Below are 24609 nucleotides of genomic sequence, written 5' to 3' on the forward strand. Positions count from 1 at the left end.
AAGTCGGCCCTACGCTCGGAGCCTAGGCCGAGGACGACACCGGCGAACGCCGACTCGCCGCGTTCCCGGGCTCCTGCGGCCCGTCCGGAGAGTCGTCCATCGGCGATCCGATGACCACCTCCCGCTCAGGTCAGCCGGAGGGATCAGCTCCGCGGCAGTACGAGCGTGCAGGTGTCCCCCGGTGCGATGGTCACGGCCCGGTCGGTCAGGACGACGCGGATCGGTGATTCCTCCGAGTCGGGCACACTGATCCGCAGCTGTCCGCTCTGCAGCCGCACGCTGACCCCCCAGTGGCCGCGGTAGCGCAGTGAGAACCCGTACTCGGACAGGGCCGGGAGCGGCACCGGGTCCAGCCGGAGCGCGTCTTCGCGGGTCTCCAGGCCGGTCAGGCCACGCTGTACGAGGTCGAGGGTCCCGGCCATGGCACCGAGGTGGATGCCTTCGCCGGTCGTACCGCCCTGGAGGTCGGCGACGTCCTCTTCCAGGGCTTCCCGGCAGTACGTCCATGCCTCGGCCCGCCGTGCCCGGGTCAGGACCCAGCCGTGGACGAGGCCGCTGAGGGTGGAGCCGTGGCTGGTGCGCTTCAGGTAGTAGTCGACGGTCCTGCGCCAGACCTCGTCGTCCAGCTCGTACCCGAGGCGGTGGAACAGGCTCTGAAGCTCGGCGGGTGAGAAGAGGTATCCGAGCATCAGGACGTCGGCCTGTTTGGAGGCTTGGTAGCGGTTGACCGTGTCGCCCTCGGCCTCAAGGATGCGGTCCAGCCGCCGGATGCTGTCGTAGCGTGCGCGGTAGCTGTCCCAGTCCAGCTCGGCGAGGTCGCCGTAGCCGTCGAACTGGCTGATGACACCCTGGTGGAACGGCACCCGCAACCGCCGGGACACCGCCTCCCACTTCGGGAGTTCGCCGCCGTTCAGTTCGATGCGCTCGAACAGTTCCTGCCGGCGCCATGCGGGGAGGCGCCGTACGAGGTCCAGGGCGCGGCTGAGCACCCAGGCGGCGGTGACGTTGGTGTACGCGTTGTCGTCCAGGCCCGGCGCAGCGGCGCCAGGGTAGCTGTCGTGGTACTCGTCGGGCCCGAGCACCCCGCGGATGCGGTAGCGGTCCGTCCGGGGGTCGTAGGCCGCGGTGTCCGCCCAGAAGCGGGCGATCTGCAGCAGCATCTCCGCGCCCTTGGTGTGCAGGTACTCGGTGTCGCCGGTCGCTTCGCAGTACTGCCACACGTTGTAGGCGATCGCCGATCCGACGTGGTGCTGGAGCCGGGAGTTGTCGGGCAGCCAGCGGCCCGAACGGGGGTTGAGATGCAGTTGCTGGGTCTCTTCCCGTCCGTCGCTGCCGCTCTGCCACGGGTACATGGCCCCGGCCCGGCCGATCTCCCCGGCCGCCCGGCATGCCTGCGGAAGCCGCCGGTGCCGGTAGTTCAGCAACGCTCGCGACACCTCCGGGAAGTGGAGGTTCAGATACGGCAGCACGAACAGCTCGTCCCAGAACACATGTCCCCGGTACGCCTCCCCATGCAGCCCGCGCGCCGGAACTCCCACGTCCAGTTCCGCGGTGTGCGGCGACAGCGTCTGCAGGACGTGGAACAGGTGCAGGCGCAGGACACGGCCCGCCTCCCCGGGCACCCGGATTTCCGCACCCCGCCACAACCGCTCCCAGGCGGCGGTGTGCGAGTCCAGGAGCGTGGCGAAGTCCGGGGCTCCGGTCACCCGGTCGACAGCCGCTTCAAGCGGGTTCCTGATCGCCTGGTCACGTGAGGTGTGCACGGCGGCGGTCTTGACGACGACGGCGGGCCGACCGGGAGCGATCGGGATCACCAGGCGGTGCGCGGCACGGTGGTGAGTGGGATGGAGCCCCGATGAAGAGGGAGCTTGGCCGGGGGCGACGGTGCGCGCCGCCATGCCGACGCCGATGTCGGAGGTGCTGGTACGGCAGCGCAGCCACACCGTGTCGGGGTCCTCGGATCCGGTCTGCACGTGAGTCAGGTGGTTCTTGCCGAGGGAGCGGTAGCGGTGCACGTTCGCGTTGATCACGTCGCCGTCGATGGCGGAGTCGACCTCGATCTCGCCCGACCAGCTCTCGACGGTGACGACGGTCCGCAGCGCGGCCAGATGCGGATCCCCCATGTGGACCAGGCGGCACTGCTCCACACTCACCGGGCCGCCCTCGCTGTCCCGGTACCGCAATCGGCGGGTGAGCGTGCCCCGGCGCAGATCGAGGGTGTGCCGGTATTCGAGCAGCTCGCAGGTGTCCGGGGAGAACCACGGGCCCGCCGCACCGTCGGCGGAGCGAAGACGGAACCGCAACCGCAGCCAGTTCGGGAGATTGACCAGGTCCTCGTTCTCCACTCGGCGTCCGGCCACCGTCGATTCCAGGAGGTTGTAGCACCCGGCGACGTAGGTGGCCGGATAGTGCACCAGGCCCGCCTTGCTCTCGGGCACCGCACCGCGGGTGGCGAAGTAGCCGTTGCCGAGGGTGCACAGGGACTCCCGCAGCCGCTCGGCACCGGGGTCGTAGCCCTCGTACTCCCAGCTCCACTCCGGCATCCTCGTCCTCGCTTCCCTCACTTCACGAGGTGGCCGGAGAACCGGCAGACGTACGGGGATTCATGCTCGCTGCGGGACGACGGCGACCGGGCAGTCCGCGTGGTGCAGTACGGCGTGGTTGATCCGGCCGAGCTGCAGACCGAAGTGGCCATGGCGCCTCAACGCCCCGACGACCAGCAGGTCCGCGCCCGACGAAGCGTCCAGGAGCACCTTGTGCGGCGTGCCCTCCGTCACCTCGCGGTGTACCTCGACCCGGGGGTGCTCCCGCTCGGCCCCGCGCAGCGCGTCGGTCAGGGCTGTCGAGGCGCGTTCCTCGTGGACACGGACGGCATCGTCCGCGACCAACAGGTGGTCCGCGTGCTCATGGGCCGGGCGGCGCCAGGCGCGTACGGCGTGGAGTGCGCAGCCGCGCGCATCGGCCTCGCGGAAGGCGAACCGTACGGCGGTTGATCCCTCGGTGGAGTCGCCGACGCCGACCGTCACCCGCTGGAAGGACCCCTGCCTGTTCTGCTCGGAGCCGCGAACCACCATGACCGGGCAGATGGCTCGGCCCGCCACTGCCAGGCTCACCGAACCCAGCAGCATCCCGGTCAGCGCGCCTCGACCGCGCGAGCCCGTGACCACAGCGAATGCCTCACGGCCCGCACGCAGCAGCGCGTTCACCGCGTCGTCCGGCAGCACGTCAGTTGAAAGTTTCACATCCGGATTGCGGAGCCGGGCGCGCTCCGCGGAGGCAGCGGTGATGTGCTCGGCCAGCACCTCCTCGGAAGGGCGGTCGGTACCGAAGGACGGGCGGCTGCCTTCGTAACGCTCCCACAGGGAGGCATAGACCAGGCGCAGTGGGAGCCCGTGGCGCGCCGCCTCGTCCACAGCCCAGTCCACCGCCTGAAGACTGGAGTCCGATCCGTCGACCCCCACGACCAGCGGGACCTCCATCGTCCCCACCGCCTTCCTTCCCATCCTCCGAGTCCCCCTGTGAATACCGTCGCACCGCCCCGAGGCCACCGCGACAGGCGGATCGGCGCCGGAAAGGGACCTTCGGCCCGGGTGCCGCCGCGCCGGTTCGCCACGATCGTGGAGTCGTACGGACACGAGAAACAGAGCGACGAAAAGGAACAGAGCAATGGGTACGGCTCCACGCATCGCCGTCATCGGTGTCGGCGACACGTCCCGGCGGGACGACGGCGTGGCCTTCTCCGTAACCGCCCGGCTGGCGGCACGCGCCGCGGACCGGCCACTGCCGCCAGGTACCGAGGTGACGGCATGCGACGGGGATCCCGCACGGCTGACCAGACTCTGGGAGGACGCCGGTCTCGCCATCGTGGTCGACGCCACCTTCGCGGACCCGGAGCATCCCGGGCTCATCCACCGACAAGAGCTGGATCGGCATGAGCTGCGCTCCGGCACCCCCCGGATACGCAGCGCGCACGGCCTTGGCATCGACGAGGCCGTGGAGCTGTCCGGTGCTCTCGGCCGTCTGCCCGGCCACCTCGTGGTGTACACGGTCCAGGGAGCCGACAGCGCGCTCGGAACAGGTCTCTCCGTGCCGGTCACCGCGGCAGTGGAACCGCTGGCGGAGCGTGTCGAGGCGGAGATCGTGCGGCACCGTGACGCAGCCGCGCGTGGCACTCCCTGGGGAGGGTGAGGCTGTCGGCAGCCCAACAGGGTCGGTCGGCCCAGCTCCATGCACCCATCAGCCCTTGGGGACGGGCGACTCCTCGCGGGACGCTGGAGGAGTCGGGAGAACGGAGGAGCGGCCCGGCGACATCCGACCGGCACGGAGTGCGTGACGGAGGGAGCCAGCGATGAAGCACTGCAAGATCGGCAGCCTGATGGTGACCGACGTGGTCTCGGTGGTGCCGGAGACTCCCTTCAAGGATGTCGCCAAACTGCTTGCCGTCCACGACATCAGCGGCCTGCCGGTGCTGGACCCGGACGACAGGGTGCTCGGGGTGATCTCCGAGAGCGACCTGATGCTCCGGCAGACCGGCGACGCGCCCGAGCGGCGCCACCACACGGGGCCGTCCCGGCTGTGGCACCCCGGCCGCGGCACCGGCCTCGCAGAGGCCAAGGCGCACGCGACGAGCGCCGGTGACCTGATGTCCCGGCCCGCGATCACCGTCCACGCCGACGACACCATTGCCGAGGCCGCCCGGACGATGGCGCGGCACCGCGTCGAGCGACTGCCCGTGGTCGACGAGGAGAACCGCCTGGTGGGCATCGTGACCCGCCGCGACCTGTTGCAGGTCTTCCTGCGGCCGGACCCGGACATCCGCCGTGAGGTCATCCAGGAAGTCCTCGTCGGCACGCTGTGGCTCGCACCGGACACGGTCGCGGTGCATGTGCTCGACGGCGTGGTCACCCTCGAGGGCCAGTTGGAGCGGCTCAGCGACATCCCGGTCGCGGTCCGGTTGACCCAACAGGTGGATGGCGTCGTCTCCGTCAACGAAAAGTTGACATACCGCTACGACGATTCCCATCTCCGGCCGGCCGAACAGACGCTGCTCGGTCTCGCCGACGAAGACAAGCGTGCCGCATGGTGAGGCACTCCGCAGTACGACGGGCGGCGTGCCCGCCAGGTTCGATGCCATGCCGCCAAGGAAGGCCATCATGATTCTGGATCATCCACACAGGCACGGTCGCTCTCGACCTTCACGTGCCGGGTCGGCGCGCCGCGGTCATCGAGACCGTCGGTGCCGGTGAGCTGCTGGGCTGGTCCTGGCTGATCCCGCCCCGGCAATGGCACCTCGGCGCGGAGAGCACCAGCCCCGTACGCGCCCACGAGTTCGATGCGGCGGCCGTCCGCGAGCTCTGCGAGAAAGACCCCGTACTGGACCACGCACTGTGCACCTATGTCGCCGGCGTCATCGCAGACCGGCTCAGGGCCGCCCGCGTGCGACTGCTCGACCTGTACGCGCCTCACGGCGCAGGGCAGGTGCCCTGACAACGAGAGAGGAGGAGGTCCGAAGTGCCTGAGACCCCGCACATCGTGAGCGATGTGATGACCCAGACCGTGGTGGCCGTCGGACGCGACGCGCCCTTCAAGGAGATCGTCAGGACCATGGAGCAGTGGAAGGTGAGTGCTCTTCCCGTCCTGGAGGGAGAAGGGCGCGTCATCGGAGTCGTCTCCGAGGCGGACCTGCTGCCCAAGGAGGAGTTCCGCGACAGCGATCCGAACCGCTACACGCAGCTCCAGCGGCTGTCCGACCTTGCCAAGGCGGGAGCGGTGACCGCTGAGAAACTCATGAGCACCCCGGCGGTCACGGTGCACGCTGGCGCCACCTTGGCACAGGCTGCGCGGATCATGGCCGTGAAGCACATCAAGCGACTCCCCGTGGTCGATGGCGAGGGCATGTTGCAGGGCATCGTCAGCCGTGCCGACCTGCTGAAGGTCTTCCTACGAGCCGACGAGGACATCGAAGAGGAGGTCCGCCGCACGGTGGTGGCCTACCTCTTCCCCGCCTTCAGCCACGCCATCCACGTGCGTGTGCACGAGGGAGTCGTCACGCTCAGCGGACAGATCCGCGACACCTCGCTCATCTCGGTTGCCGCACGGCTTGTCCGCGCTGTGGAGGGCGTCGTGGACGTCGAATGCCATCTCACCGGCACATCCGACGCGCCAACCGGAACGACGCCAGCGCAAAGCGCGTCCTGACGAGCCCGTCACTCAGACGCACTGATGCGACGCCCTGTAAGGCGCGCAGGCCGGATCGACACCCATATCTCGCGTTCGCCCCCCGCCCACGGCTCGGTGTGGGCGCGATCGGCCAGCCGCCGCACCGCGTCGGGCTCCGTGACAACCCGCGCAGGACCGACGACGAGCACGCTCCAGCCCTGGCTCATGGCCTCGTCCACATGGTCGACCTCGAAGGCGACCTCCGTGCCCACGGCAGCCGCTGCGGCCGAGTCAGGCGCGGTCCGGAAGGTGATCGCGTCGTCGATGACTTCGTAGTTCACCGGAATGACGGCCGGGCCCTCGGATGTCGACACCGCGACGCGCCCCACGCCGTGCGTGGACAGCCGGGCACGGCATTCATCGGGGCTGAGGTCCCTCAGCTGAGGGTGGAGGAGTGCCTGGCCCTGGCCAGGCGGCAGATCGATGCCGCCCCCACGCAGGGCCGCGACGGTCGTGCCCAGCGCGTCGGCCAGTCCGGTGAGACTCGCCATGCTCGGGTCGGCCGGGTGTTCTTCGAGGTACGCCAGGTAGTCCGGCGTCATGCCGGCGCGGCGGGCGGTTTCCGCCCGGGGCAGTCCCCGTCGCCTGCGTTCGGCGGCTACGCGCCGGCCGATGTCGCCGGGGTCGGGTGCCCGGTGATGCGGCGCCCTGCCGGACACGGCAGCCGCCTGCTCACCTGCCTCATTCGCGCTTGGCCGGGAGACCTGGTGGGCTCGTCCGGGCGCGTGCTCGACGTGGTGGATATGCGCGTCCGGCCCGGGGAACACGAGCGTCACCTGGTCCGTGTCCGACCAGCGCACGTCGTAGGGAGGCGTCCCGTCCTCGTGGTGGAGTCCGACGATCTCGCCGTCGCGCCGTGTGGCGCCGGTGGTCGGGCTTTCGACAACTAGTTGATCGCCGAGGCTGGCTCGCATGGTCCTCACCCGTTCCTGCGAAACGTCGCTGTACCCAACGTGCCACGCCGAGCGTGCCGACCGCATCAGACGACCAGCCGTGGCCCCGCAGGGCCGAACGGTCCCGGGAGGGGCCCGGTCGGCTCACCCGTGAACGACTGACCTCTGACACGCTTGACACAGGACCACAGTGGCTGTCACGACCCGGAAGAGGGCCGGAAAAGGAGAGGCGCCATGCATCACCGAACGGTCGGAGAGCTCATGACCCGCAACGTCGTCCGGGCGCGGCGCGACATGCCGTTCAAGGAGATCGTCAAGCTGCTCGCCGAGAACGATGTCACCGCAGTACCCGTCGTGGACGATCTGGACCGCCCGATGGGTGTGGTGTCCGAAGCCGATCTGCTGCGCAAGTCCTCCGGCCAGTCCGACCCGTCCGGCCGGACGGCGATCCCTCATCTGGAGGCGTGGGAGAAGGCCAAAGCCGAAGGGGCCAGGGCCGAGGAGCTGATGTCGGCTCCCGCTGTCTGCGCGCGTCCGGAGTGGACCGTGGTCGAGGCGGCCCGCCTCATGGACGTCCAGAACGTCAAACGCCTGCCCGTGGTGGACGAGACGGACAGGCTGCAGGGCATCGTCAGCCGGAGCGACCTGCTACGCATCTTCCTGCGCCATGACGACGCGATCCGCGACGAGATCAACCGGGACCTGCTGCAGCAGACGATGGGCCTGGCCCCGCGCGAAGTGACAGTCGAGGTGCGCGAGGGGCAGGTCACCCTCGGCGGAACCGTCGAGGCCAGGAGCCTGATCCCCATCGTCGAGCGACTGTGTCGGAGCGTTGACGGCGTAGTTTCGGTCTCGGCGCACCTTGCGTACAGGACCGACGACACTCTGCGCTCCGCCATGGGTGCGTGACCTCCCTGCGTGAGCGCACAGAGGTGAAAGTGAGCCGAGGGCCTACCCCGACAGACAAGCCAACTTCGCGGCCTGAGGGGCTCAGGAGAACTCACGAGATGTCGCGCACACAGACGCCGGCGCCGGATTGCGGCCTCTTGTGACTGCCTCCACGATGAGAGACGTGGCTCCCGCCGGTCCTGCTGACCGCTTCGACGCGTTCCGGGCCCTGGCCGACAGGCGCGGGCGGCCTGGAGACCGGTTGATGGAATCCCTGGCCCGGGCCAGGGCGGGAACGGCGGACGGTCCCGAGGTCTGGGCGCCGGGCGTCGCCGCCGGTGTCGGCCTCCCGGCTGCCGCCGCCCTCGGACCGGCCACCTACTACGCGGACCTCGCCGCCCCGCACAGCCGCCGGCACGTCAGGGTCTGCGCCGCGACCGCGTGCTTCGCCGCGCAGGGCGGGCGGCATCTCGCCGAGGTAGAGCGCGAGCTGGGCGTCACCGCGGGTGAGGCTTCACCCGATGGAACGACGTCACTGCAGGCCGTCCGCTGTCTGGGGTACTGCTACGCGGGGCCCGCGGCGCTCGACGGCGGCACGCCCTGCACGGGGGCGACCCTGGCCGGTCAGCTCGCCGGGCGGGAGCCGCCGCGGGCGCCGGAGATCCCGGCGGCGGACGACACCGGCGATCCGGTTCTGCTCGGGGGCGTGCTGCACGGCGAGCCCGCCTGGCAGGTGTGGCCCCGGACGGTGACGACACGTACTCCCGAAGACGTCCACCAGGCGGTGGCGGAATCCGGGCTGCGCGGCCGCGGTGGCGCGGGATTCCGGGTGGCCTCGAAGTGGGCGGCGACGGGCCGCCGCCCCGGCACCGTGGTCGTCGCCAACGGAGACGAGGGCGACCCCGGTTCTTACGCCGACCGGCTGCTGATGGAGGCCGCCCCGGGGCGGGTCCTGGAAGGGCTGGCCCTGGCGTGCTTCGCCTGTGGCGCCCACCAGGGCATGGTGCTGGTGCGCTCGGAGTACCCGCGGACGCTGGCTCACCTGCGGGAGGCGGTGAGCCAGGCGTACGCGGATGGCCATCTCGGCCGGTCGATCCACGGAACGACCACCGAACTGGACATCCGGGTCGTCGAGGGCGCCGGATCGTACGTGGCCGGTGAGGAGACCGCGCTGATCGCGGGGCTGGAGGGCGGCCGAGGGTGCGCCCGGCCACGCCCGCCGTTCCCGACCGAGCGCGGGCTGTGGGACGCGCCGACCGTGGTGAACAACGTCGAGACCCTGGCGGCCGTCCCGTGGATCGTCCGGCGCGGCGGGGCCGCGTACGCCGAGCGCGGCACGTCCGACGAGACGGGGACGAAGCTGGTCTGCCTCTCCGAGCGGTTCGCCCGCCCGGGTGCCTACGAAGTCGAGCTCGGCACCCCGGTGCGGCGCATCGTCACCGAGCTGGGTGGCGGTCTGAAGGACGGCGCCGAGCTGGCGGTGGTTCAGATCGGCGGGCCGCTGGGCGGTTTCCTCGCCGCCGACGCGCTGGACGTGCCGCTGACGGAGGCGGACCTCGCGGCCCGGGGGGCTGCCCTCGGCCACGCGGGGCTGGTGGCCTTCGATCGGAGCGTGGCGCCGGAGGATGTGCTGCGGCACATCTGGCAGTTCGCCGCCGCCGAGAGCTGCGGGGCGTGCTCGCCCTGCCGCGTGGGCTCGCGCCGGGGCCTGGAGATGGCGTCCGCCGGTGCCCCGCCGGGAGAGGAGCCGGGAGAGGAGTACGGGCGACTGGCTCGCCTCCTGGCCGAGGCGAGCCTGTGCGCCTTCGGACGGCGCATCCCGCCCGCGGTGCGCAGCCTCGCCCGCGCCTACGGAGACCGACTGGCGGGATGGGACCGGTGACCGGGGTCAGGATCGAGGTCGACGGCACCGCCGTCGAGGTGCCCGAGGGAACCTCCCTGCTCGCGGCCGTGCGCGCGGCCGGGGGCGAACTGCCCTCGCTCTGCCACGACGACCGGCTCGGCGCGGCCGGATCCTGCCGCACCTGCCTGGTGCGTGCCGACGGGAGGATCGCGGCGGCCTGTGTCACCCCGGCCGCCCCCGGGGTCAGGGTCGAGACCGCCACCGAGGGTCTGCGGGAGCTGCGCCGGGACGCGGTGGAGGTGATCGCCTCCGCCCTGCCGCCCCGGGCCCTGGCCGCCGGCAGTCGCAGCGAACTGGCGCAAGCGTGCCGGTCGGTGGGCATCGGCCCCGAGGCGGCGCGGGGCGGCGGGGACCGGGGCGGGGACGAGTCTCACCCGTACGTCCGTCTCGACCGCGATCTGTGCATCGCGTGCGGCCGGTGTGTCCGCATGTGTGCCGAGGTGCAGGGGACGTTCGCCCTCACCCTGGTCGGCCGGGGCGCCGACACCGTGGTCGCCCCCGGCACCGGCGGCCCTTGGGCGGAGTCGGACTGCGTGGCCTGCGGTGGCTGCGTCGACACCTGCCCGACCGGGGCGATCACCGAGCCGGGCCCGGCCCGCGGACTCACCTCCGCGACGGTCCCGGCGGAGGTCCGGACGCGTACGACCTGCGGCTACTGCGGCGTCGGCTGCGCGCTCGACGTCGTCGCCCGGGACGGTGAGGTCGCCGCCGTTCTGCCTGCCCGGGACGGCCCGGTCAACCGGGGGCACGCATGCGTCAAGGGGCGCTTCGCCCACGGATATCTCACCTCCCCCGAACGGCTGACACAGCCCTTGATGCGACGCGACGGCCGACTGGAGCCCGTCGGCTGGGACGAGGCCCTGGACCGCGTCGCCCGCGGCCTGCGCGCCGCCGTCGAGGCGGGCGGTCCCGACGCGGTGGCGGCGATCTCCTCCGCCCGCGCCACCAACGAGGAGAACTACCTGGTCCAGAAGTTCCTGCGGGTCGCGATCGGCACGAACAATGTCGACAACTGCTCCCGGCTGTGCCACTCCCCGTCCGCTGCCGGGCTGGCCGCCTCCTTCGGGCTCCCCGGCGGCACCGACACCTTCGACGACGTCGAGCGGGCCGACTGCCTGCTGGTGGTCGGCGCCAACCCCGTCGAGGCGCACCCGGTGGTCGGCGCCCGGCTGTTGCAGCGCGTTCTGCGCGGCGCCCGGCTGGTCGTCGCCGACCCGCGGGCCGTCGGCCTGGCCCTCCACGCGGACGTGCACCTGCGGCCCCGACCCGGCACCAATGTCGCCCTCTTCCACGGGCTCGCCCATGTGCTGCTCGCCGAAGGGCTGGCCGACGAGGAGTTCCTGCGCGAGCGGGCCACCGGCCTGCCAGAACTCACCGACCTGCTCGCCGACTACCCACCCGACCGGGTGGCGGACATCACCGGCGTACCGGCCGGGGACCTGGTCGCGGCCGCGCGGCTCTACGGGCGTGCCGAACGCCCCGCCATCGTGTACGGCCTGGGCGTCACCGAGCACCTCCACGGCACCGACGGGGTCCGCGCCCTGTCCAACCTGGCGATTCTGCGCGGCGCCGTCGGCACCGACCGGGGCTTCGGGGTGAACCCGCTGCGCGGCCAGAACAACGTCCAAGGCGCCTCCGACATGGGCGCGCTGCCCGACGTCCTGCCCGGATACGGAAAGGTCACCGACCCGGCCGTCCGCGCGCGGGCGCGGGACGTCTGGGGCGTGCCGGTCCCGGAACGGCCCGGTCTGCGTATTCCGGAGATGTTCGCGGCGGCCCGAGCCGGTCATCTGCGGGCGCTGTGGGTGATCGGGAGGATGTCTGTGCCACCGACCCCGACACGAACCGGGTGACCCAGGCCCTGGACACCTGTCCGCTGGTCGTCTGCAACGAGCTGTTCCTGTCCGAAACCGCCCGCCACGCGGACGTGGTGTTGCCGGTGGCGTCCTGGTTGGAGAAGGACGGCACGTTCGTCAACTTCGACCGCCGGTTCCAGAGGGTGCGCCCCGCTGTCCGGCCACCGAGCCAGGCCCGGACGGACTTCGAGGCCGTGCACGCCGTCGCCGCGGCCCTGGGCGTCGACCTCGGCTGCCCGACCCCGGCCTCCGCCCTCGCCGAATGCGGGCGGCTCGCGCCGGTCTTCGCCGGACTCTCGCACCGGCGGCTGGACCGTGAGGGCGCCGTGCCGTGGCCCTGCCCGGACCCCGACCGCCCCGGGGAAGCCACCCTCTACCGAGAGCGGTTCGCCACCCCGGACGGGCGAGCCCACCTGGCCGCGACGCCCTACCTCCCGCCCGGCGAGCAGCCCGACGACCGGTATCCGCTGATCCTGGTCACCGGGCGGCGCTGGGCGCACTACAACTCCGGCAGCATGACCCGGCGCGGCGGGAATCTGCGGCTCGATCCCGTCGACTTCCTGGACCTCCATCCCGACGACGCCGCCCGGTACGGAGTGCAGGACGGTGAGCGGGTGACGGTGGAGAGCCGGCACGGCCGGGCCCGGCTCGTCGCCCGGGTCGGCGGGCAGACGGCCCCCGGCCAGGTCTTCTGCTCCTTCCACTTCCCGGCAAGCGGAGTGAACAGCCTCACCTCCGACCACGCCGACACCGTCACGTCCTGCCCCGAGTACAAGGTCACGGCAGTGCGCGTGGCCACGCCGTGACGGCGACCGCGCGAGGCGCACGGCAGTGGGCACGGGAACCCCGGTACTGACGCCCGGTGACGGCGGCCGTGGGCAGGCGGCCCCGGCCGGGGCGACCGGTCCTGCGATCCAGACCCTGCCGACCGAAGACGTCTTCGTCGCGCTGAACACCTCACCACGGGGACTGGCGTCGACGGATGCCGCCGTGCGGCGGGAGCGTCCGGCCCCAACGAGCTGCCGCGGGCCCGTCGCAGGGGCCTGTGGCGAGACCTCGCCGGACAGTTCACGGACCTGTTCGCGGTCGTGTTGCTCGTCGCGTCGGCGATCACTTTTCCTGGCGTACCAGCTCCAGGAGCCCCGGGATGTGGGCACTTTGCAGCTGGCCGTGGCGATTCTCGGCGTCGTGCTGCTGAACGCGGCCCGCTGGGCGGCGGCCGGAGTCGTCGGCCAGATCCGCGACCAGCTCAGCCGCCGGATCCGCCGCGAGATAATAGGGAAAGGGCTCGCGCAGGTCGCCTGAGCTCGTCGGTTCGACGGCCCCTCAACGCCGTTCAGGAGATGACGCGGCCGAGGTCGTTGTCCCGCTGATGGATCTTTTCGACGTCGGACCAGGACGGCGGTCCGCCCAGACGCCAGGGGACTTGCTGCTTGCCTGAAGGATGGAGCGATCGCCTGGCGGCGCGAACGAAGTTCCTTTGTGCGGCATCGAGTTTCCCGAGGATCTGGCGCAGTATCTGCAGGTCCTTCGGTTCCCCGAACGGGAATGCGCTGAATTCTTCGATAGCCGCGCAGAGTTCGACGGCAGCTGTTCCGGTGTCGGAGTCGGCCACCAGGCTGACGGATACCAGTGCGGCGTTCCACTCCTCCCAGTCAACCCCCTCCGGGTCCCTTTCTTCCCAGTATGCGTGACACATTCCGATCTCTACTGCGGTGAAGCTTTGAAGAAACCGCTCATACGCCGCGATCTTCCGGTCGCGTGTCCACTGCTGGCCTTCGTTGCGCCGTCCTGCCACGGTGCCGACCAGATGCCCAGGATGGTCGCGGCGGCTCCGCCGGCTATGGATATGAGAGTCCCCCAGGGGACGTCCATGAAGCTCTGCCTTTCAGAGATATGCCCGAGCAGGTTGACTTGTGCAAGATCCCCTGCAGCTTAAAGCTGACGCATGCAAGGGCCGCCAGCACCGCCCCGGACAGAGGACACGAGCTCTGAGTTCAGAAACAGGTACGAAGCTTGAGATTTAACGTCGCGAGTTGGAACGCGATACGCACCTCGGGTCTGGAGACAAGCGGCGATTGCCTCCAGACCCGACAGCTACAGCAACGGACACCGTCCTGTCCGCTCAGACGTCCTGTGCTGCCAGTGCCGCGACCGCGGGGATTGTCGCGAAGGCTTGGCGCATGTGCCGGATGAGTGCCGGGCGGTCCTGGTGTGCGGCGTCCGATGAGGTCCATGCCTCTAGTGCGCAGTGCCAGGCGGCGAGCATGAGGTCGAGCAGCAGGCGCAGTTCGGTGCGGCCGGGAGACTCTCCGGCCAGCCGGTCTGCCACGATCCGGACGACGTGCGCGGAGACCTCTGAGCAGTGGCGCAGACTGTGTGCGGTCAGCACGGGGGTGCGGTCGACCAGGCTGCGACTGGCCAGGAAGCGCTGCTCCCATCCGTCCGCCATCTGCTCCAGCGCCGCGAACAGCGCGCCTTTATAGGCGCCCAGCAGGTGCTCGCCGGTCAGCGGCCGGGTCTCGATGTCCGTGAGGTAGGCGGCCCACAGTTCCTTCTCCGGAGCCAGGGCCACGTCTTCCTTCGAGGTGAAGGTGCGGAAGAAGGTGCGCTTGGAGACCTCGACCGCGTCGACGATCTCGTCCAGCGTGACCGCGGTGAAGTCCCGCGCGGCGAACAGTTCGAGGGCCGTATCGACCAGGGTTTGGCGGGTGCGCAGCTTCTTGCGCTCGCGCAGCGGCAGGTGTCTCAGATCCTTCTCCACGAGCCGCAGCTTATCAGCCGCATTTGCCTCTTGTAGGCTTCTGCCACTCAGTGGCACTATCTCTCGTCATGAAGGCACTGACGATCGATCACACGGCGCCCGGACACCTCGCCCTCACCGAGGTCGCCGACCCCGAACCCACCGCCCACCAGGCCCTGATCCAGGTCCGCTCGTTCTCCCTCAACGCCGGCGAGGTCCACCATGTGGTCCCCGAGGGCGATGCCGGCACGGTGCCCGGCTGGGACGCCGCGGGCGTGGTCGTCCAGGCAGCCGCAGACGGTTCCGGTCCCTCGGTCGGCACCCCCGTCGTCACCGTGGGGGCCGAAGGCGCCTGGGCCGAACTGCGCGCCGTGGACACCGATTTGATCGGCGCCGTGCCTGAGGGAGCCGATCTCGGCCCGATCAGCACGCTGCCGGTCGCGGCGGGCACGGCCCTGCGCGCCCTGCACCGGATCGGTCCGATCCTGGGGCGGCGCGTCCTGGTGACCGGCGCGGGCGGCGGCGTGGGTCGCTTCACCCTGCAGCTCGCCGCCCGGGGCGGCGCGCACGTCACCGCGCTGACCAGCGATACGTCGAAGGCCGAGGCACTGCGCAAGCTCGGCGCCCACGAGGTCGTCACCGACCTGGCCGCGCTCGAGCATCTCGAACCGGTGCATGGCGTGGTCGAACTGGTCGGCGGCGCCCATATGGTCGCCGCACACGACACCCTCGCCGAGAACGGAGTGCTGGTGGCTGCGGGGCACATATCCGGCGACGGCGAGCAGTTCCCCTACGGAGCCCTCTTCGGCAACTCCCATCGCCACAACCGCCAGATCGCCACCTACTTCCTGCTGGACGATGCCGTCGGGCTGGGCGCGGACCTCACCTGGCTCGCCACACTCACCGCCCGCGGCGAGCTGGACCCGCAAGTCGCCCTGCGCACCGACTGGACCCAGGTGGCACGGGCAGCCGCCGAACTGGCAGGCCGCCGCGTGCCGGGCAAAGCCGTCATCGATGTCCACTGAGCGGACAGGACGGTGTCCGTTGCTGATCCCGTGACGACCCCGCGGACCGCGAAGCCGTCAGGACGAAGCGTCAGCAGTCGATTTCGTAACACCCGCCCAGGAGTGCCGGATCGGCAACACCGCCTGTAGCTGTCGGGTCTGGAGGCAATCGCCGCTTGTCTCCAGACCCGAGGTACGTATCGCGTTCCAACTCGCGACGTTAAATCTCAAACGAAGGCGCGGAACGCCTCCTCCTCTCAGGGGAACGCCTCCACGTACGAGTGCGCCATCGTGCCGACGGCGGGTACGCCGAGGGCGGTCGCCGCCGCCACGTTGCTCGTTCCGGCGAACCCCACCAGGGCGCCGAGGCGGGCGGCGTGGAAGCCTGCCCGCACGCCGTGGGTGCGCCGGAGCGAGAAGTCCACCAACGGATGCCCCGCCGCCGCGAGGACGCACCGCGCCGCCTTCGAGGCGATCGCAGTCTGGTGGCTGACCTGGTTGAGCAGGTACGTCTCGACCAGTTGGGCCACCGGCAAGGGCGCGGTCACCTCAAGCAGCGGCTCGGCGGCAGGGTGCGGACGAACAGGCTGAACATCGCAGGCCCGGTCATGCCCTCCCGCAGATACGACATCGCCATCGTCACTTCATACAGGTCCGTGGCGGTCGCGTCGGACATCGGCTCCATCCCCTCGGACTCAGGTCTTCCCGGCACGTCCTCAGCCCGGCAGCCGACGGGACCACACGGGCTCCAGCACATCCCACTCCTTCTCCCACTGCGCGTACCGGCGGCGGTCGAACGCCCAGCGGACGGCGGCGCGTGTCCCCCACACCGCCGTGACGCCGGCCGCCGCAGTCATGGCGCCCGCCGTCCAGCCGGTCGCGGTGGCCGACGAGGCAGGCAGCGGCGCGTCCGTGACCTTCCCGGCCCGGTCGACCCAGACGCGCACCGTCTCGCCCTTCTCCGCGCCCGGCGGCACCTCGGCCACGCCCGTACGCACCGCGCCGTTCTTCTCGGTCCACCGCACCGGCGCCTTCTGCATGTCCTCTCCGGCACGGCTGACGACGGCACCGCCGGCGTCGCCGGTCAGGCGTGCGGTGACCTGGTGCCGCTCGGCGGCCTGAGAGCGCGCGGTGTGCAGCTCGGAGGTGTAGGCGGCCGATCCCGCGGCGAAGGCCAAGACCGGGACACCCACCAGAAGCAGCATCGTCAACAGTCTGTTGAGCCACATCTGGGCGACATCCGACGGGCGCCTGAGGGAGTCGGCTGCCCGTTCAGAGCGACGCTCGCGGTGCGGCGGACGCGGCTCTCGTGGACTCTGTGGACCTGGCATCTTCATGATCCCGCCTCCAGAAGTCCGACCTGCCCCCGTACCCACCGTCGGACGCGCGGCCGGTGCGGTCACTGGGCCGAAGGTCCCGGCGGCACGGCCGACCGGGACGGTCGCGCTCACGGCGGTGAGGATCACAGACGGTCATATCTGTGGAACGACGGCGATCGGGCACGGCGCGTGGTGCAGTACGCCGTGATTGACCAGGCCCAACTGGAGACCGAAGTGACCGACGCGTCGCCGGGCGCCCACCACGAGGAGATCGGCCGCGGCCGCCGCCTCCAGCAACGCCTGCCGCGCCGCCCCGTCGACGACCCTGCGCTCCACCGCGACCTGCGGATACCGCTGCCCCGGGCCGCGCAGGGCGTCGTCCAGGACGGCAGCGGGAGGGCGGCGGCCTGTCTCCAGCGCGTACCCGGACAGGGAGAGCTGCGGGACGGCGCTCAGCGCCGGTTCCCGGCTTGCGTGGACCGCCACCAGGGCGCTGTGCCGCACATCGGCCTCGCGGTAGGCGAAGTCCGCCGCGGTGCCGCTGCCCTCCCCGTCTTCGATGCCGACGACGACCGTGCGGAAGCGGTCGGTGCGGTGCGCCGGCCCGCCCCGCACCACGACGACCGGGCAGTCGGCGCGCCCGGCGACGGCCAGGCTCACCGAGCCGACGAGCAGTCCCGCGAGGTTTCCGCGCCCCCGGGACCCGAGGACGACGGCCAACGCGTTACGGCCCTCCTCGGCCAGGATGGCGGCGGTGTCCTCGCCGTGCACGACCTCGGGGACCACGGTCACCGACGGGACGCGACCGGCGGCCCGGGCCGCCGCCGCGCCGACGATGCCGTCGGCGGCGGCGCCGTCCGCAGTGGCCGTGACGTGCCCCCGGCCGTCCGCAGCCGCGACGTGGACCAGGCGCAACGGCACCGCGTGGCGCTCGGCCTCCTCAGCGGCCCAGTCCACGGCTTCCAGACTGGCCTCCGACCCGTCGACACCGACGAGCAAGGGCATGGGCACGGTTCCCCGCCTCCTCGCTTCAGCCTCTCCCCCTCATGGCAACAATTCTGAATATCAAGCTGAATAAGACCAAATTATCGGTTTCTGGGTATCTCTGTAGATAGTCGGCCCTCACTCGAAGCGGGCTCGCGCTCCTTCGCCCAGCTCCTGACACCACGGAGGCCATCGCCATGGAGGACGTCGTCACGGTAGGTCTCGACGGCTCGGCCGAGAGCCTGGCCGCCGCGCGCTGGGCCGCCCGGGAGGCCGACCGCCGCCGCCTCACGCTGCGGCTGCTGCACGCCTGGATCCTGCTGGCCGCCGAACCGCCGGATGTTCCCCGGAGAAGGACCAGAACTACTGGGCGGAGCGGATCGTGGACGACGCGGCGAAGGAGCTGCACCGGCGCCATCCCGGGCTGCCCATCATCGAGGAGCTGGTGTCGGAGGAAGCCGCGCAGGCCCTGCTCAACGCGGCCTCGCACTCCCGGATGCTGGTTCTGGGCTCGCGCGGGCTCAGGACCATCGAGAGCTTCTTCCTCGGGGACATCAGCCTCTCCGTCATCGCCCGCGCCGAGCAGCCCGTCGTCCTGGTCCGCACGAGGGAAGGGGCAGCCACGGAGCACGGGGAACCCGCACCGGGCGCAGGACAAGCAGGAGTGGTGGTCGGGCTGAGCCTGCACAGCCCCTGCGAGCGCCTGCTGGAGTTCGCCTTCGACACCGCCGCCGGACGGGACGCACCCTTGCACGCCGTGTACGGCACGAACCTGCCGGTCACCGCATACGCGCCCTGGGGGTGGACCCGGAGGTGGCCCACGAGTTCCGGCACGCCGCCCAGAAGGAGCTGAGCGACGTCCTGCGCCCGTGGCGGGAGAGGTTTCCCCAGGTGCGGGTGACCGAGACCGTGCGGCTGGAGAGCCCCGCACGGGCTCTGCTGCATGCTGCCGGAAACGCCGACCTGCTGGTCCTCGGGCGGCGCCTGCACCGCCCGCCCGTGGCGCCCCACCTCGGCCCCGTGGCCCACGCGGCGGTCCACCACGCCACGTGCCCGGTCGCCGTCGTACCGCACGAATGAGCCCAGCGGACTCCGTGGGGACAGTGGCAAGGGAGGTGCACCATGCGAGCGCTCGTCTACGACGGCCCCGGCCGGGTCTCCTGGGAGACGACCCCCGATCCCGTGATCGAGGCCCCGACGGACGCGGTCATACGCGTCGACACCACCACCATCTGCGGCAGCGACCTGCACATCATGAAGGGGGAGCTGGCCGAGGTGCGGCCCGGCACCGTCCTCGGCCACGAGGCTGTCGGCGTCGTGGCGGAAGTCGGCGCCGAGGTGCACCGCATCCGGCCGGGGGACGACGTGATCGTCTCCTGCGTTTCGGCGTGCGGCGACTGTCCGTTCTGCCGGGACGCCATGTACGGGCAGTGCCGTGGCGGGGGCGGGTGGATCCTGGGCCGCGAGATCAACGGGACGCAGGCGGAGTACGTGCGCGTCCCCTTCGCCGACCACTCCACCCACCCGTTGCGCGGCACCCTGACCCACGAGGACGCGGTCCTGCTCGCCGAAGTGCTGCCCACCGCCTACGAGGTCGGCGTCTGCAACGGCCATGTGAGCCCCGGCGACACGGTCGTCGTCGTGGGCGCCGGGCCCGTGGGGCTGGCGGCCGTGATCACGTCACGGATCTACTCGCCGCGCAGAACCATCGCCGTGGACCTGTCCCAGCCCCGTCTGGAAGCGGCCAAGCGCCTGGGCGCCGACGCCGCCGAACTCCCCGGCAAGCTGATCGACGATCTGGCCGACGGACCGGGGGCCGATGTGGCCATCGAGGCCGCGGGCACCCCGGAGAGCTTCGTGCTGTGCACGCGCGTGGTGCGGTCCGGAGGCCACATCGCCAACATCGGCATGCACGGCAAGCCCGCGACCCTCCACCTCGAAGCGCTCTGGCGCAAGAACGTCACGATCAGCACCGGACAAGTCGACACCTCCTCCGTTCCCTCCCTCATGGCCCTGCTGACCTCCGGCCGTCTGCCGGTCTCCGACCTCGTGACCGACCGGTTCGCCCTGGACGACGTCGAGCGGGCCTACGACACGTTCTCCCGTGGCCCCGACACCGGAGCGCTCAAGGTGGTCATGCACGCGAACGGGGTCTCGGGAGAAGAGCCGCCCTGACGGGGCGCTGTGTCACGTCGCCCCGGCGACTCCGTCACCACCGTACGACGTCACTCCTGTTCGGATCGCGTCCGCGCCGCCCACCTCCGGCGCACGGCGTCCTCGTGCTCGTCCTGCTCAAGGGCCTGGCCGACCTGGGTGAGCGCGGCCTCCAGCCGGGGGATCCAGTGATGGCGCAGTGCACGGACGCGGCGGCGGGTGCGCTGCGCCTCGGCGCCGATCAGATCGGCGGCGGCCCGCAGCGCGGTGTACTCGGCGGCCGCCCGCAGGGCCTGCCGGTAGGCGGTTTCGGCGTGCACCAGAGCGGTGTTGCCCGGCGCGGCGGCGGTGGCGGGGCGGTCCGGCACCACGCAGCCGACGGCGGACGGGTGGCGCACCCCCATCGTGGTGGCCTGTGCGACGGTGACCTCCGCGCGGCCCACGTCGGCCGCCGCGGCGTCCAGTGGCCGCTCGCCGCCCAGCAGCACCGCCCGCGTCAGCCACAGCTCGGCCCGGCGCAGTGCCTCCGCCCAGCTCCGGGCCCCGGCGTCGGCGGCCCGCAGCAGGCGTGTGTGCTCCTCGCGCAGGATGCGCAGCTTCCGGTCGAGGAGCTCGGCGCCGCGGTCGGCGACCTCCAGACTGTGGCGCAGCCGCAGACGGCCCATGCGTCCGCGGGGCATCCGGGATGCGCTCGTCATCCTGCGGCGGCCTCCTCCCCCTCCGCTGGACCGCTGCCGTGCGGCATGTCCCGCGCGCCGTGCGCGTCGAGCAAGTCAGCAGGCAGCATGGCGAGTTGACTGCGCGGCAGGGTGAGCAGCACCTGCCAGGCGCGTTCCAAGGACTCCTCCAGCGGGCGCCGCTGGTCGGGCCGCTGGTCCACGAAGCGGTGCAGAAAGGCCGCGTCGAAGTCGAGATAGCGGCGGTCGGTGGCGCTCAGACTCGCCTCGCCGACCAGGTCCGCCAGCTCGCGGACCTGCCGCGCGCGGGCGACGGCGGCCAGCAGCTGTGCCGCCACATCGAGGTGGTCCGCCCGGGTGCGGCCGGGGCCCGCTCCCTTGCGCATCAGCCGGGACAGCGAGGACAGCGCGTCCACGGGCGGATAGACGCCCAGGGCGTGCACCTCGCGGGACAGCACGATCTGGCCTTCGGTGATGTAGCCGGTCAGGTCCGGTACGGGGTGGGTGATGTCGCCTGCGGGCATGGTGAGCACCGGCAGCACGGTGACGGAGCCTGGCAGCCCGCGGACGCGGCCGCAGCGCTCGTAGAGGGAGGCCAGGTCGCTGTACAGATAGCCGGGATAGGCACGGCGGGCCGGGACCTCGCCGCGCGCGGCGGAGACCTCCCGCAGCGCCTCGGCGTAGGCGGTCATGTCGGTCATCACCACCAGGACGTGGCGGCCGCCGGTGAAGGCGAGGTGCTCGGCGACCGTCAGGGCGACGCGCGGGGTGAGGATGCGTTCGATCACGGGGTCGTCGGCGGTGTTGAGCAGCAGCACCAGCTCACCGGCGGCGGACCGCTCCTCCAGGGCGTCCCGTACGAAGGCGGCGTCCAGGTGGGTCAGGCCCATGCCTGCGAAGACCACGCTGAACGCCTCCCCGGCGACCGTGGCCTGGGCGGCGATCTGGGCGGCGAGTTCCAGGTGGGGCAGGCCGGCGGCGGAGAACACCGGCAGCTTCTGCCCGCGGACCAGTGTGGTCAGCGTGTCGACCGCGCCGACGCCGGTGAGCACGGGTTCGGACGGCGGCTGTCTGCGCACGGGGTTGATCGGGTTGCCGGCGACCGGCGCACTGCCGGTACCGAAGACCGGCGGACCCCCGTCGACGGGCTCGCCGCGGCCGTTGCAGACGCGCCCCAGCCACCCCGGCCCGACGGGGATGCGCAGCGGCTCCCCCGCGAACGCCACCCGGAGCCCGGACGGGTCCATGCCCGCCGTGTCCTCCAGCACCTGGACCACCGCGAGGTCGCGGTTGACCTCCAGGACCAGGCCGTGCCGCTGGTCGCCGGAGTCCAGAGTGATCGTTGCGAACTCGTCCCAGCCCACGCCGGAGACGCCTTCGACGACGGCGAGCGGGCCGCGCAGTTCGCGCACCGCCGTGTACTCGATCTCGTCCCGGGCCGTCACGCGTGGCTCACCCCCGCCTCGCTCACCCGTACCTCGCCCACCCGTACCTCGGCGAGCCGGGCCAGCATGGTGTCCCGCAAGGCCGCCACGCCCACCGCGTCGTGCGGGCCGACCTCTTCGCGGGCGCGCAGCAGGGGCCCGAAATCCAGCTCCTCGACCGTCACGGCGGGGACACCCGAGGCCACCAGCTCCCGGCAGCGGTCCACCACCGCCAGGATGGCTTCCACCAGCGCCACGCCCTTCTCCGCACCGCAGTACGTGTCGCGTTCGGACAGCGCGCTCTGCTGGAGCACCCCCTCGCGGACCAGCCGTCCGGCCAGGACACTGATCCGCTCCTGCGCGGGCAGGGCCGTGATGCCGATCAGGTCCACCAGGTCGGCGAGCCGGTCCGCTTCGGCCAGGAGTCCGGCGATCCGGGCGCGCCGCTGGGTCCATTGCGGATCGCCGGTCGCGGCGTGGCGGGCCCCGACCTCTGCCGCGTCGCGGGAGAACGAGCCCGCCCAGGAGACGGCCGGGTAGTGGCGGGCGTAGGCGAGGTCGCGGTCCAGCGACCACAGGCAGCGCACGAACCGCTCGGTGTGCGCGGTGACCGGCTCGGTGAGATCTCCACCGGGCGGCGAGACCGCGCCGATCACGGTGACCGATCCCCGGCCGCCGCCGAGGGTGGTCACGGCCCCGGACCGCTCGTAGAACGCGGCGATCTGTGACGCGAGGTCGGCCGGATAGCCCTCCTCGGCGGGCAGCGCGCCCGTACGGGAGGCGAACTCGCGCAGCGCCTCGGCCCAGCGGGAGGTGGAGTCGGCGATGAGGACCACGTCGTACCCCATGTCCCGGAAGTACTCGGCGACCGTGGCGCCCATGTGGACGCTGGCTTCCCGGGCCATCATCGGCATGTTGGAGGTGTTGGCGATGGTCACGGTCCGGTCGGCGAGCCGCCCGCCGGTGCGCGGGTCCGCAAGCCGGGAGAACTCGTCGATGACGTCGGCCATCTCGTTGCCGCGTTCGCCGCAGCCGACATAGACGATCACGTCGGCGTCGCACCACTTGGCGATCTGCTGCAGCAGCATCGTCTTGCCGGTGCCGAATCCGCCGGGGACGGCGACGGTGCCGCCCCGGGCGACGGGGAAGAGCAGGTCGACGGCGCGCTGGCCGGTGCGCAGCGCGTCGGGCGCGCCGACCCGGCCGCGGGTCGGCCGGGCCGTGCGGATCGGCCAGGTGCCGGTGATCCGCACCTCGGTCCCGCCCACGACGGCCACCACCGCGTCCTGCGGGTACTCCCCCTCCTCGGCGAGCCATTCCAGGACCCCGCCCGCGCCGGGCGGCACGAGGACGCGTACGCGCACCGGGCCCGCCGTACCGACCTCGCCGAGGAGCCCGCCTGCGGGGACCGTCTCTCCTGTCCGTCCGCGCGGGGTGAACGGCCAGGTGCGCTCCCCGACGGTCGGTCCACCGGTGCCGGAGGCTCCGGGCAGCAGCCAGTCGCCGCTGAGGGACAGCGGCCGCAGCAGACCGTCGAAGATCCCGCTCAGCAGCCCGGGTCCGAGCCGGGCTGACAGCGGGCGGCCCTGGGGGCGCGCGAGGTCCCCGGGAGCGAGCCCTCCGGTGTACTCGTACGCCTGGACCGTGACCACGCCGCTGCTGATGGCGACCACCTCGCCGGTCAGCCGGGCGTCGCCGAGCCAGACCAGGTCGTGCATGGCGGTCCCGGTGGCGTACTCCATCTCGATCAGTGGCCCGGCCACCCGCAGGATGCGCGGGAGGGTGTCCTGCTGATCGGTGTTCTCGGACTTCACGGTGCCCACAGGTGCTCCGTCTCCGCGCCGAGGCGCGCCAGGGCGCGGGCGGCCAGCGCGTCGAGGGTGCAGTCCACCCGGCGGCCCCCGGCGACGGCGACCACGCCCCCGCTGGGGTGCTCGGTGACATCGGCCCCGGATCCCAGCAGCAGTCGGGCGTGCCGGGTGAGGCGTTCGAGCAGCGCGGGGTACTCGGGCGACCCCCGCAGCCCCCGGACGCGCTCGGCGGTGCGCCGCCGCAACTCTTCGTACGCGTCGCGGCGGGCGGCCAGCTCGTGGGCCCTGGCCGTGCGGCGGGCGCGGGCGAGAACGTCCCGGGCCGCCCGCATGCCCTCCTCCCGGCCCTGTCGGCGCGCTTCGGCCAGGACGGCCTCGGCCTGCGCACCGGCGCGGCGCAGGAGGTCCGTCGCCTCCCGGTCGGCGCGGCCCAGCAGCTCCCGCGCGTCGGCGCGTGCTCTGCGCAGCAGTTCGGCCCGTACGGGTTCGAGCGAGGCCTCGATGTCGGAGGCGGGCGCGCTCATGGCGGCATCACGGCGGTGAGCGGCCGGGTCTCCTCCAACGGGGCGGTGCCGAGCGCATCGGCGGCGGCCGGGGTGACGATCACCAGGCCGGTGTCGGCGGGCAGGGTGCGCCATGCCTCGCGTACGGCGGCCGGGTCCTCGGCGACGTACACGGTCACCCCCGCCAGGGCGAACCCGGACACCCGCACCCGCTCCCCGATGGCTGCCACG

Annotated in this window: 22 protein-coding genes and 3 pseudogenes; 12 read left to right on the plus strand and 13 right to left on the minus strand. The window is 71.9% G+C overall.

The window, feature by feature from the left end:
* Positions 1-143 precede the first annotated feature (143 nt).
* Positions 144-2543: a glycoside hydrolase family 65 protein gene (locus Q3Y56_RS02865; protein ID WP_304460393.1), complete on the minus strand. Its 2400-nt coding sequence runs from the start codon at positions 2541-2543 to the stop codon at positions 144-146.
* A gap of 60 nt (positions 2544-2603) precedes the next feature.
* Positions 2604-3479, minus strand: a complete 876-nt coding sequence (locus Q3Y56_RS02870; RefSeq protein WP_304465454.1) for a universal stress protein — start codon at positions 3477-3479, stop codon at positions 2604-2606.
* A gap of 187 nt (positions 3480-3666) precedes the next feature.
* Between Q3Y56_RS02870 and Q3Y56_RS02875 the strand changes: the two genes are divergently transcribed.
* From Q3Y56_RS02875 to Q3Y56_RS02890, 4 genes and pseudogenes are all read left to right on the plus strand, one after another.
* Positions 3667-4188: a hydrogenase maturation protease gene (locus tag Q3Y56_RS02875; protein ID WP_304460394.1), complete on the plus strand. Its 522-nt coding sequence runs from the start codon at positions 3667-3669 to the stop codon at positions 4186-4188.
* A 160-nt stretch (positions 4189-4348) separates the two neighbouring features.
* Positions 4349-5086 carry a CBS domain-containing protein gene (locus Q3Y56_RS02880; RefSeq protein ID WP_304460395.1) on the plus strand — a complete coding sequence of 246 codons (738 nt, stop codon included), beginning with the start codon at positions 4349-4351 and terminating at the stop codon, positions 5084-5086.
* Positions 5087-5157: 71 nt separating this feature from the next.
* A pseudogene (locus Q3Y56_RS02885) lies at positions 5158-5487 on the plus strand (hypothetical protein); the annotation flags it as partial.
* 24 nt (positions 5488-5511) lie between these two features.
* Entirely contained in the window at positions 5512-6198 is a 687-nt protein-coding gene (locus tag Q3Y56_RS02890; protein WP_304460396.1) for a CBS domain-containing protein, read from the plus strand.
* Positions 6199-6206: 8 nt separating this feature from the next.
* On the opposite strand, the gene Q3Y56_RS02895 is transcribed toward Q3Y56_RS02890, so the two are convergent.
* Positions 6207-7133, minus strand: a complete 927-nt coding sequence (locus Q3Y56_RS02895; RefSeq protein ID WP_304465455.1) for a pyridoxamine 5'-phosphate oxidase family protein — start codon at positions 7131-7133, stop codon at positions 6207-6209.
* A gap of 213 nt (positions 7134-7346) precedes the next feature.
* Here Q3Y56_RS02895 and Q3Y56_RS02900 point away from each other — a divergent pair, with 213 nt between their 5' ends.
* The 5 genes from Q3Y56_RS02900 (at position 7347) to Q3Y56_RS02920 (ending at position 13064) form a co-directional block, all read left to right on the plus strand.
* Complete coding sequence (locus Q3Y56_RS02900; protein WP_304460397.1) at positions 7347-8021, plus strand: CBS domain-containing protein; 675 nt, start codon at positions 7347-7349, stop codon at positions 8019-8021.
* 244 nt (positions 8022-8265) lie between these two features.
* Positions 8266-9882 carry an NAD(P)H-dependent oxidoreductase subunit E gene (locus Q3Y56_RS02905; RefSeq protein ID WP_304460398.1) on the plus strand — a complete coding sequence of 539 codons (1617 nt, stop codon included), beginning with the start codon at positions 8266-8268 and terminating at the stop codon, positions 9880-9882.
* On the plus strand, positions 9879-11756 hold the full coding sequence (locus tag Q3Y56_RS02910) for a molybdopterin-dependent oxidoreductase (protein WP_304460399.1): 1878 nt from the start codon (positions 9879-9881) through the stop codon (positions 11754-11756). Before Q3Y56_RS02905 ends, Q3Y56_RS02910 begins: the two co-directional genes overlap by 4 nt.
* The gene (locus Q3Y56_RS02915) at positions 11753-12565 is read left to right on the plus strand and encodes a molybdopterin oxidoreductase family protein (RefSeq protein WP_304460400.1); all 813 of its coding nucleotides are present in this window, start codon (positions 11753-11755) and stop codon (positions 12563-12565) included. Before Q3Y56_RS02910 ends, Q3Y56_RS02915 begins: the two co-directional genes overlap by 4 nt.
* A 343-nt stretch (positions 12566-12908) precedes the next feature.
* Entirely contained in the window at positions 12909-13064 is a 156-nt protein-coding gene (locus Q3Y56_RS02920) for a hypothetical protein (protein WP_304460401.1), read from the plus strand.
* A 31-nt stretch (positions 13065-13095) separates the two neighbouring features.
* On the opposite strand, the gene Q3Y56_RS02925 is transcribed toward Q3Y56_RS02920, so the two are convergent.
* Both Q3Y56_RS02925 and Q3Y56_RS02930 read right to left on the minus strand, forming a co-directional pair.
* A complete protein-coding gene (locus Q3Y56_RS02925; RefSeq protein ID WP_304460402.1) occupies positions 13096-13557 on the minus strand; it encodes a hypothetical protein in 462 nt (153 codons plus the stop codon).
* A 327-nt stretch (positions 13558-13884) separates the two neighbouring features.
* Positions 13885-14523: a TetR/AcrR family transcriptional regulator gene (locus tag Q3Y56_RS02930; RefSeq protein ID WP_304460403.1), complete on the minus strand. Its 639-nt coding sequence runs from the start codon at positions 14521-14523 to the stop codon at positions 13885-13887.
* Between the two features lie 68 nt (positions 14524-14591).
* Between Q3Y56_RS02930 and Q3Y56_RS02935 the strand changes: the two genes are divergently transcribed.
* Entirely contained in the window at positions 14592-15527 is a 936-nt protein-coding gene (locus Q3Y56_RS02935) for a zinc-binding dehydrogenase (RefSeq protein WP_304460404.1), read from the plus strand.
* Positions 15528-15766: 239 nt separating this feature from the next.
* Here Q3Y56_RS02935 and Q3Y56_RS02940 read toward each other — a convergent pair.
* The 3 genes and pseudogenes from Q3Y56_RS02940 to Q3Y56_RS02950 form a co-directional block, all read right to left on the minus strand.
* Positions 15767-16182: pseudogene (locus Q3Y56_RS02940) on the minus strand (nicotinate phosphoribosyltransferase); the annotation flags it as partial.
* 40 nt (positions 16183-16222) lie between these two features.
* Positions 16223-16711 (minus strand): hypothetical protein, encoded by a 489-nt coding sequence (locus Q3Y56_RS02945; RefSeq protein WP_304460405.1) that lies wholly within the window; start codon positions 16709-16711, stop codon positions 16223-16225.
* Between the two features lie 267 nt (positions 16712-16978).
* Entirely contained in the window at positions 16979-17836 is an 858-nt protein-coding gene (locus Q3Y56_RS02950) for a universal stress protein (RefSeq protein WP_304460406.1), read from the minus strand.
* Positions 17837-18006: 170 nt separating this feature from the next.
* Between Q3Y56_RS02950 and Q3Y56_RS02955 the strand changes: the two are divergent.
* Together Q3Y56_RS02955 and Q3Y56_RS02960 are read left to right on the plus strand one after the other, a co-directional pair.
* Positions 18007-18889, plus strand: a pseudogene (locus Q3Y56_RS02955) (universal stress protein).
* 42 nt (positions 18890-18931) lie between these two features.
* The gene (locus Q3Y56_RS02960; RefSeq protein WP_304460407.1) at positions 18932-19984 is read left to right on the plus strand and encodes an alcohol dehydrogenase catalytic domain-containing protein; all 1053 of its coding nucleotides are present in this window, start codon (positions 18932-18934) and stop codon (positions 19982-19984) included.
* 50 nt (positions 19985-20034) lie between these two features.
* Here Q3Y56_RS02960 and Q3Y56_RS02965 read toward each other — a convergent pair whose 3' ends face one another.
* The 5 genes from Q3Y56_RS02965 to Q3Y56_RS02985 are packed head-to-tail and all read right to left on the minus strand — an operon-like array spanning position 20035 to position 24608.
* Positions 20035-20661, minus strand: a complete 627-nt coding sequence (locus Q3Y56_RS02965; RefSeq protein ID WP_304460408.1) for a V-type ATP synthase subunit D — start codon at positions 20659-20661, stop codon at positions 20035-20037.
* On the minus strand, positions 20658-22085 hold the full coding sequence (locus tag Q3Y56_RS02970; RefSeq protein ID WP_304460409.1) for a V-type ATP synthase subunit B: 1428 nt from the start codon (positions 22083-22085) through the stop codon (positions 20658-20660). Before Q3Y56_RS02970 ends, Q3Y56_RS02965 begins: the two co-directional genes overlap by 4 nt.
* Positions 22082-23887 carry a V-type ATP synthase subunit A gene (locus Q3Y56_RS02975; protein ID WP_304460410.1) on the minus strand — a complete coding sequence of 602 codons (1806 nt, stop codon included), beginning with the start codon at positions 23885-23887 and terminating at the stop codon, positions 22082-22084. Before Q3Y56_RS02975 ends, Q3Y56_RS02970 begins: the two co-directional genes overlap by 4 nt.
* Positions 23875-24399 carry a V-type ATP synthase subunit E gene (locus Q3Y56_RS02980; RefSeq protein WP_304460411.1) on the minus strand — a complete coding sequence of 175 codons (525 nt, stop codon included), beginning with the start codon at positions 24397-24399 and terminating at the stop codon, positions 23875-23877. The genes Q3Y56_RS02975 and Q3Y56_RS02980 overlap by 13 nt, the downstream gene beginning before the upstream one ends.
* Positions 24396-24608: a V-type ATP synthase subunit F gene (locus Q3Y56_RS02985; protein ID WP_304460412.1), complete on the minus strand. Its 213-nt coding sequence runs from the start codon at positions 24606-24608 to the stop codon at positions 24396-24398. Before Q3Y56_RS02985 ends, Q3Y56_RS02980 begins: the two co-directional genes overlap by 4 nt.
* Position 24609: the final 1 nt, after the last annotated feature.

It is taken from the genome of Streptomyces sp. XD-27 (genome assembly GCF_030553055.1).
Lineage (GTDB): Bacteria > Actinomycetota > Actinomycetes > Streptomycetales > Streptomycetaceae > Streptomyces.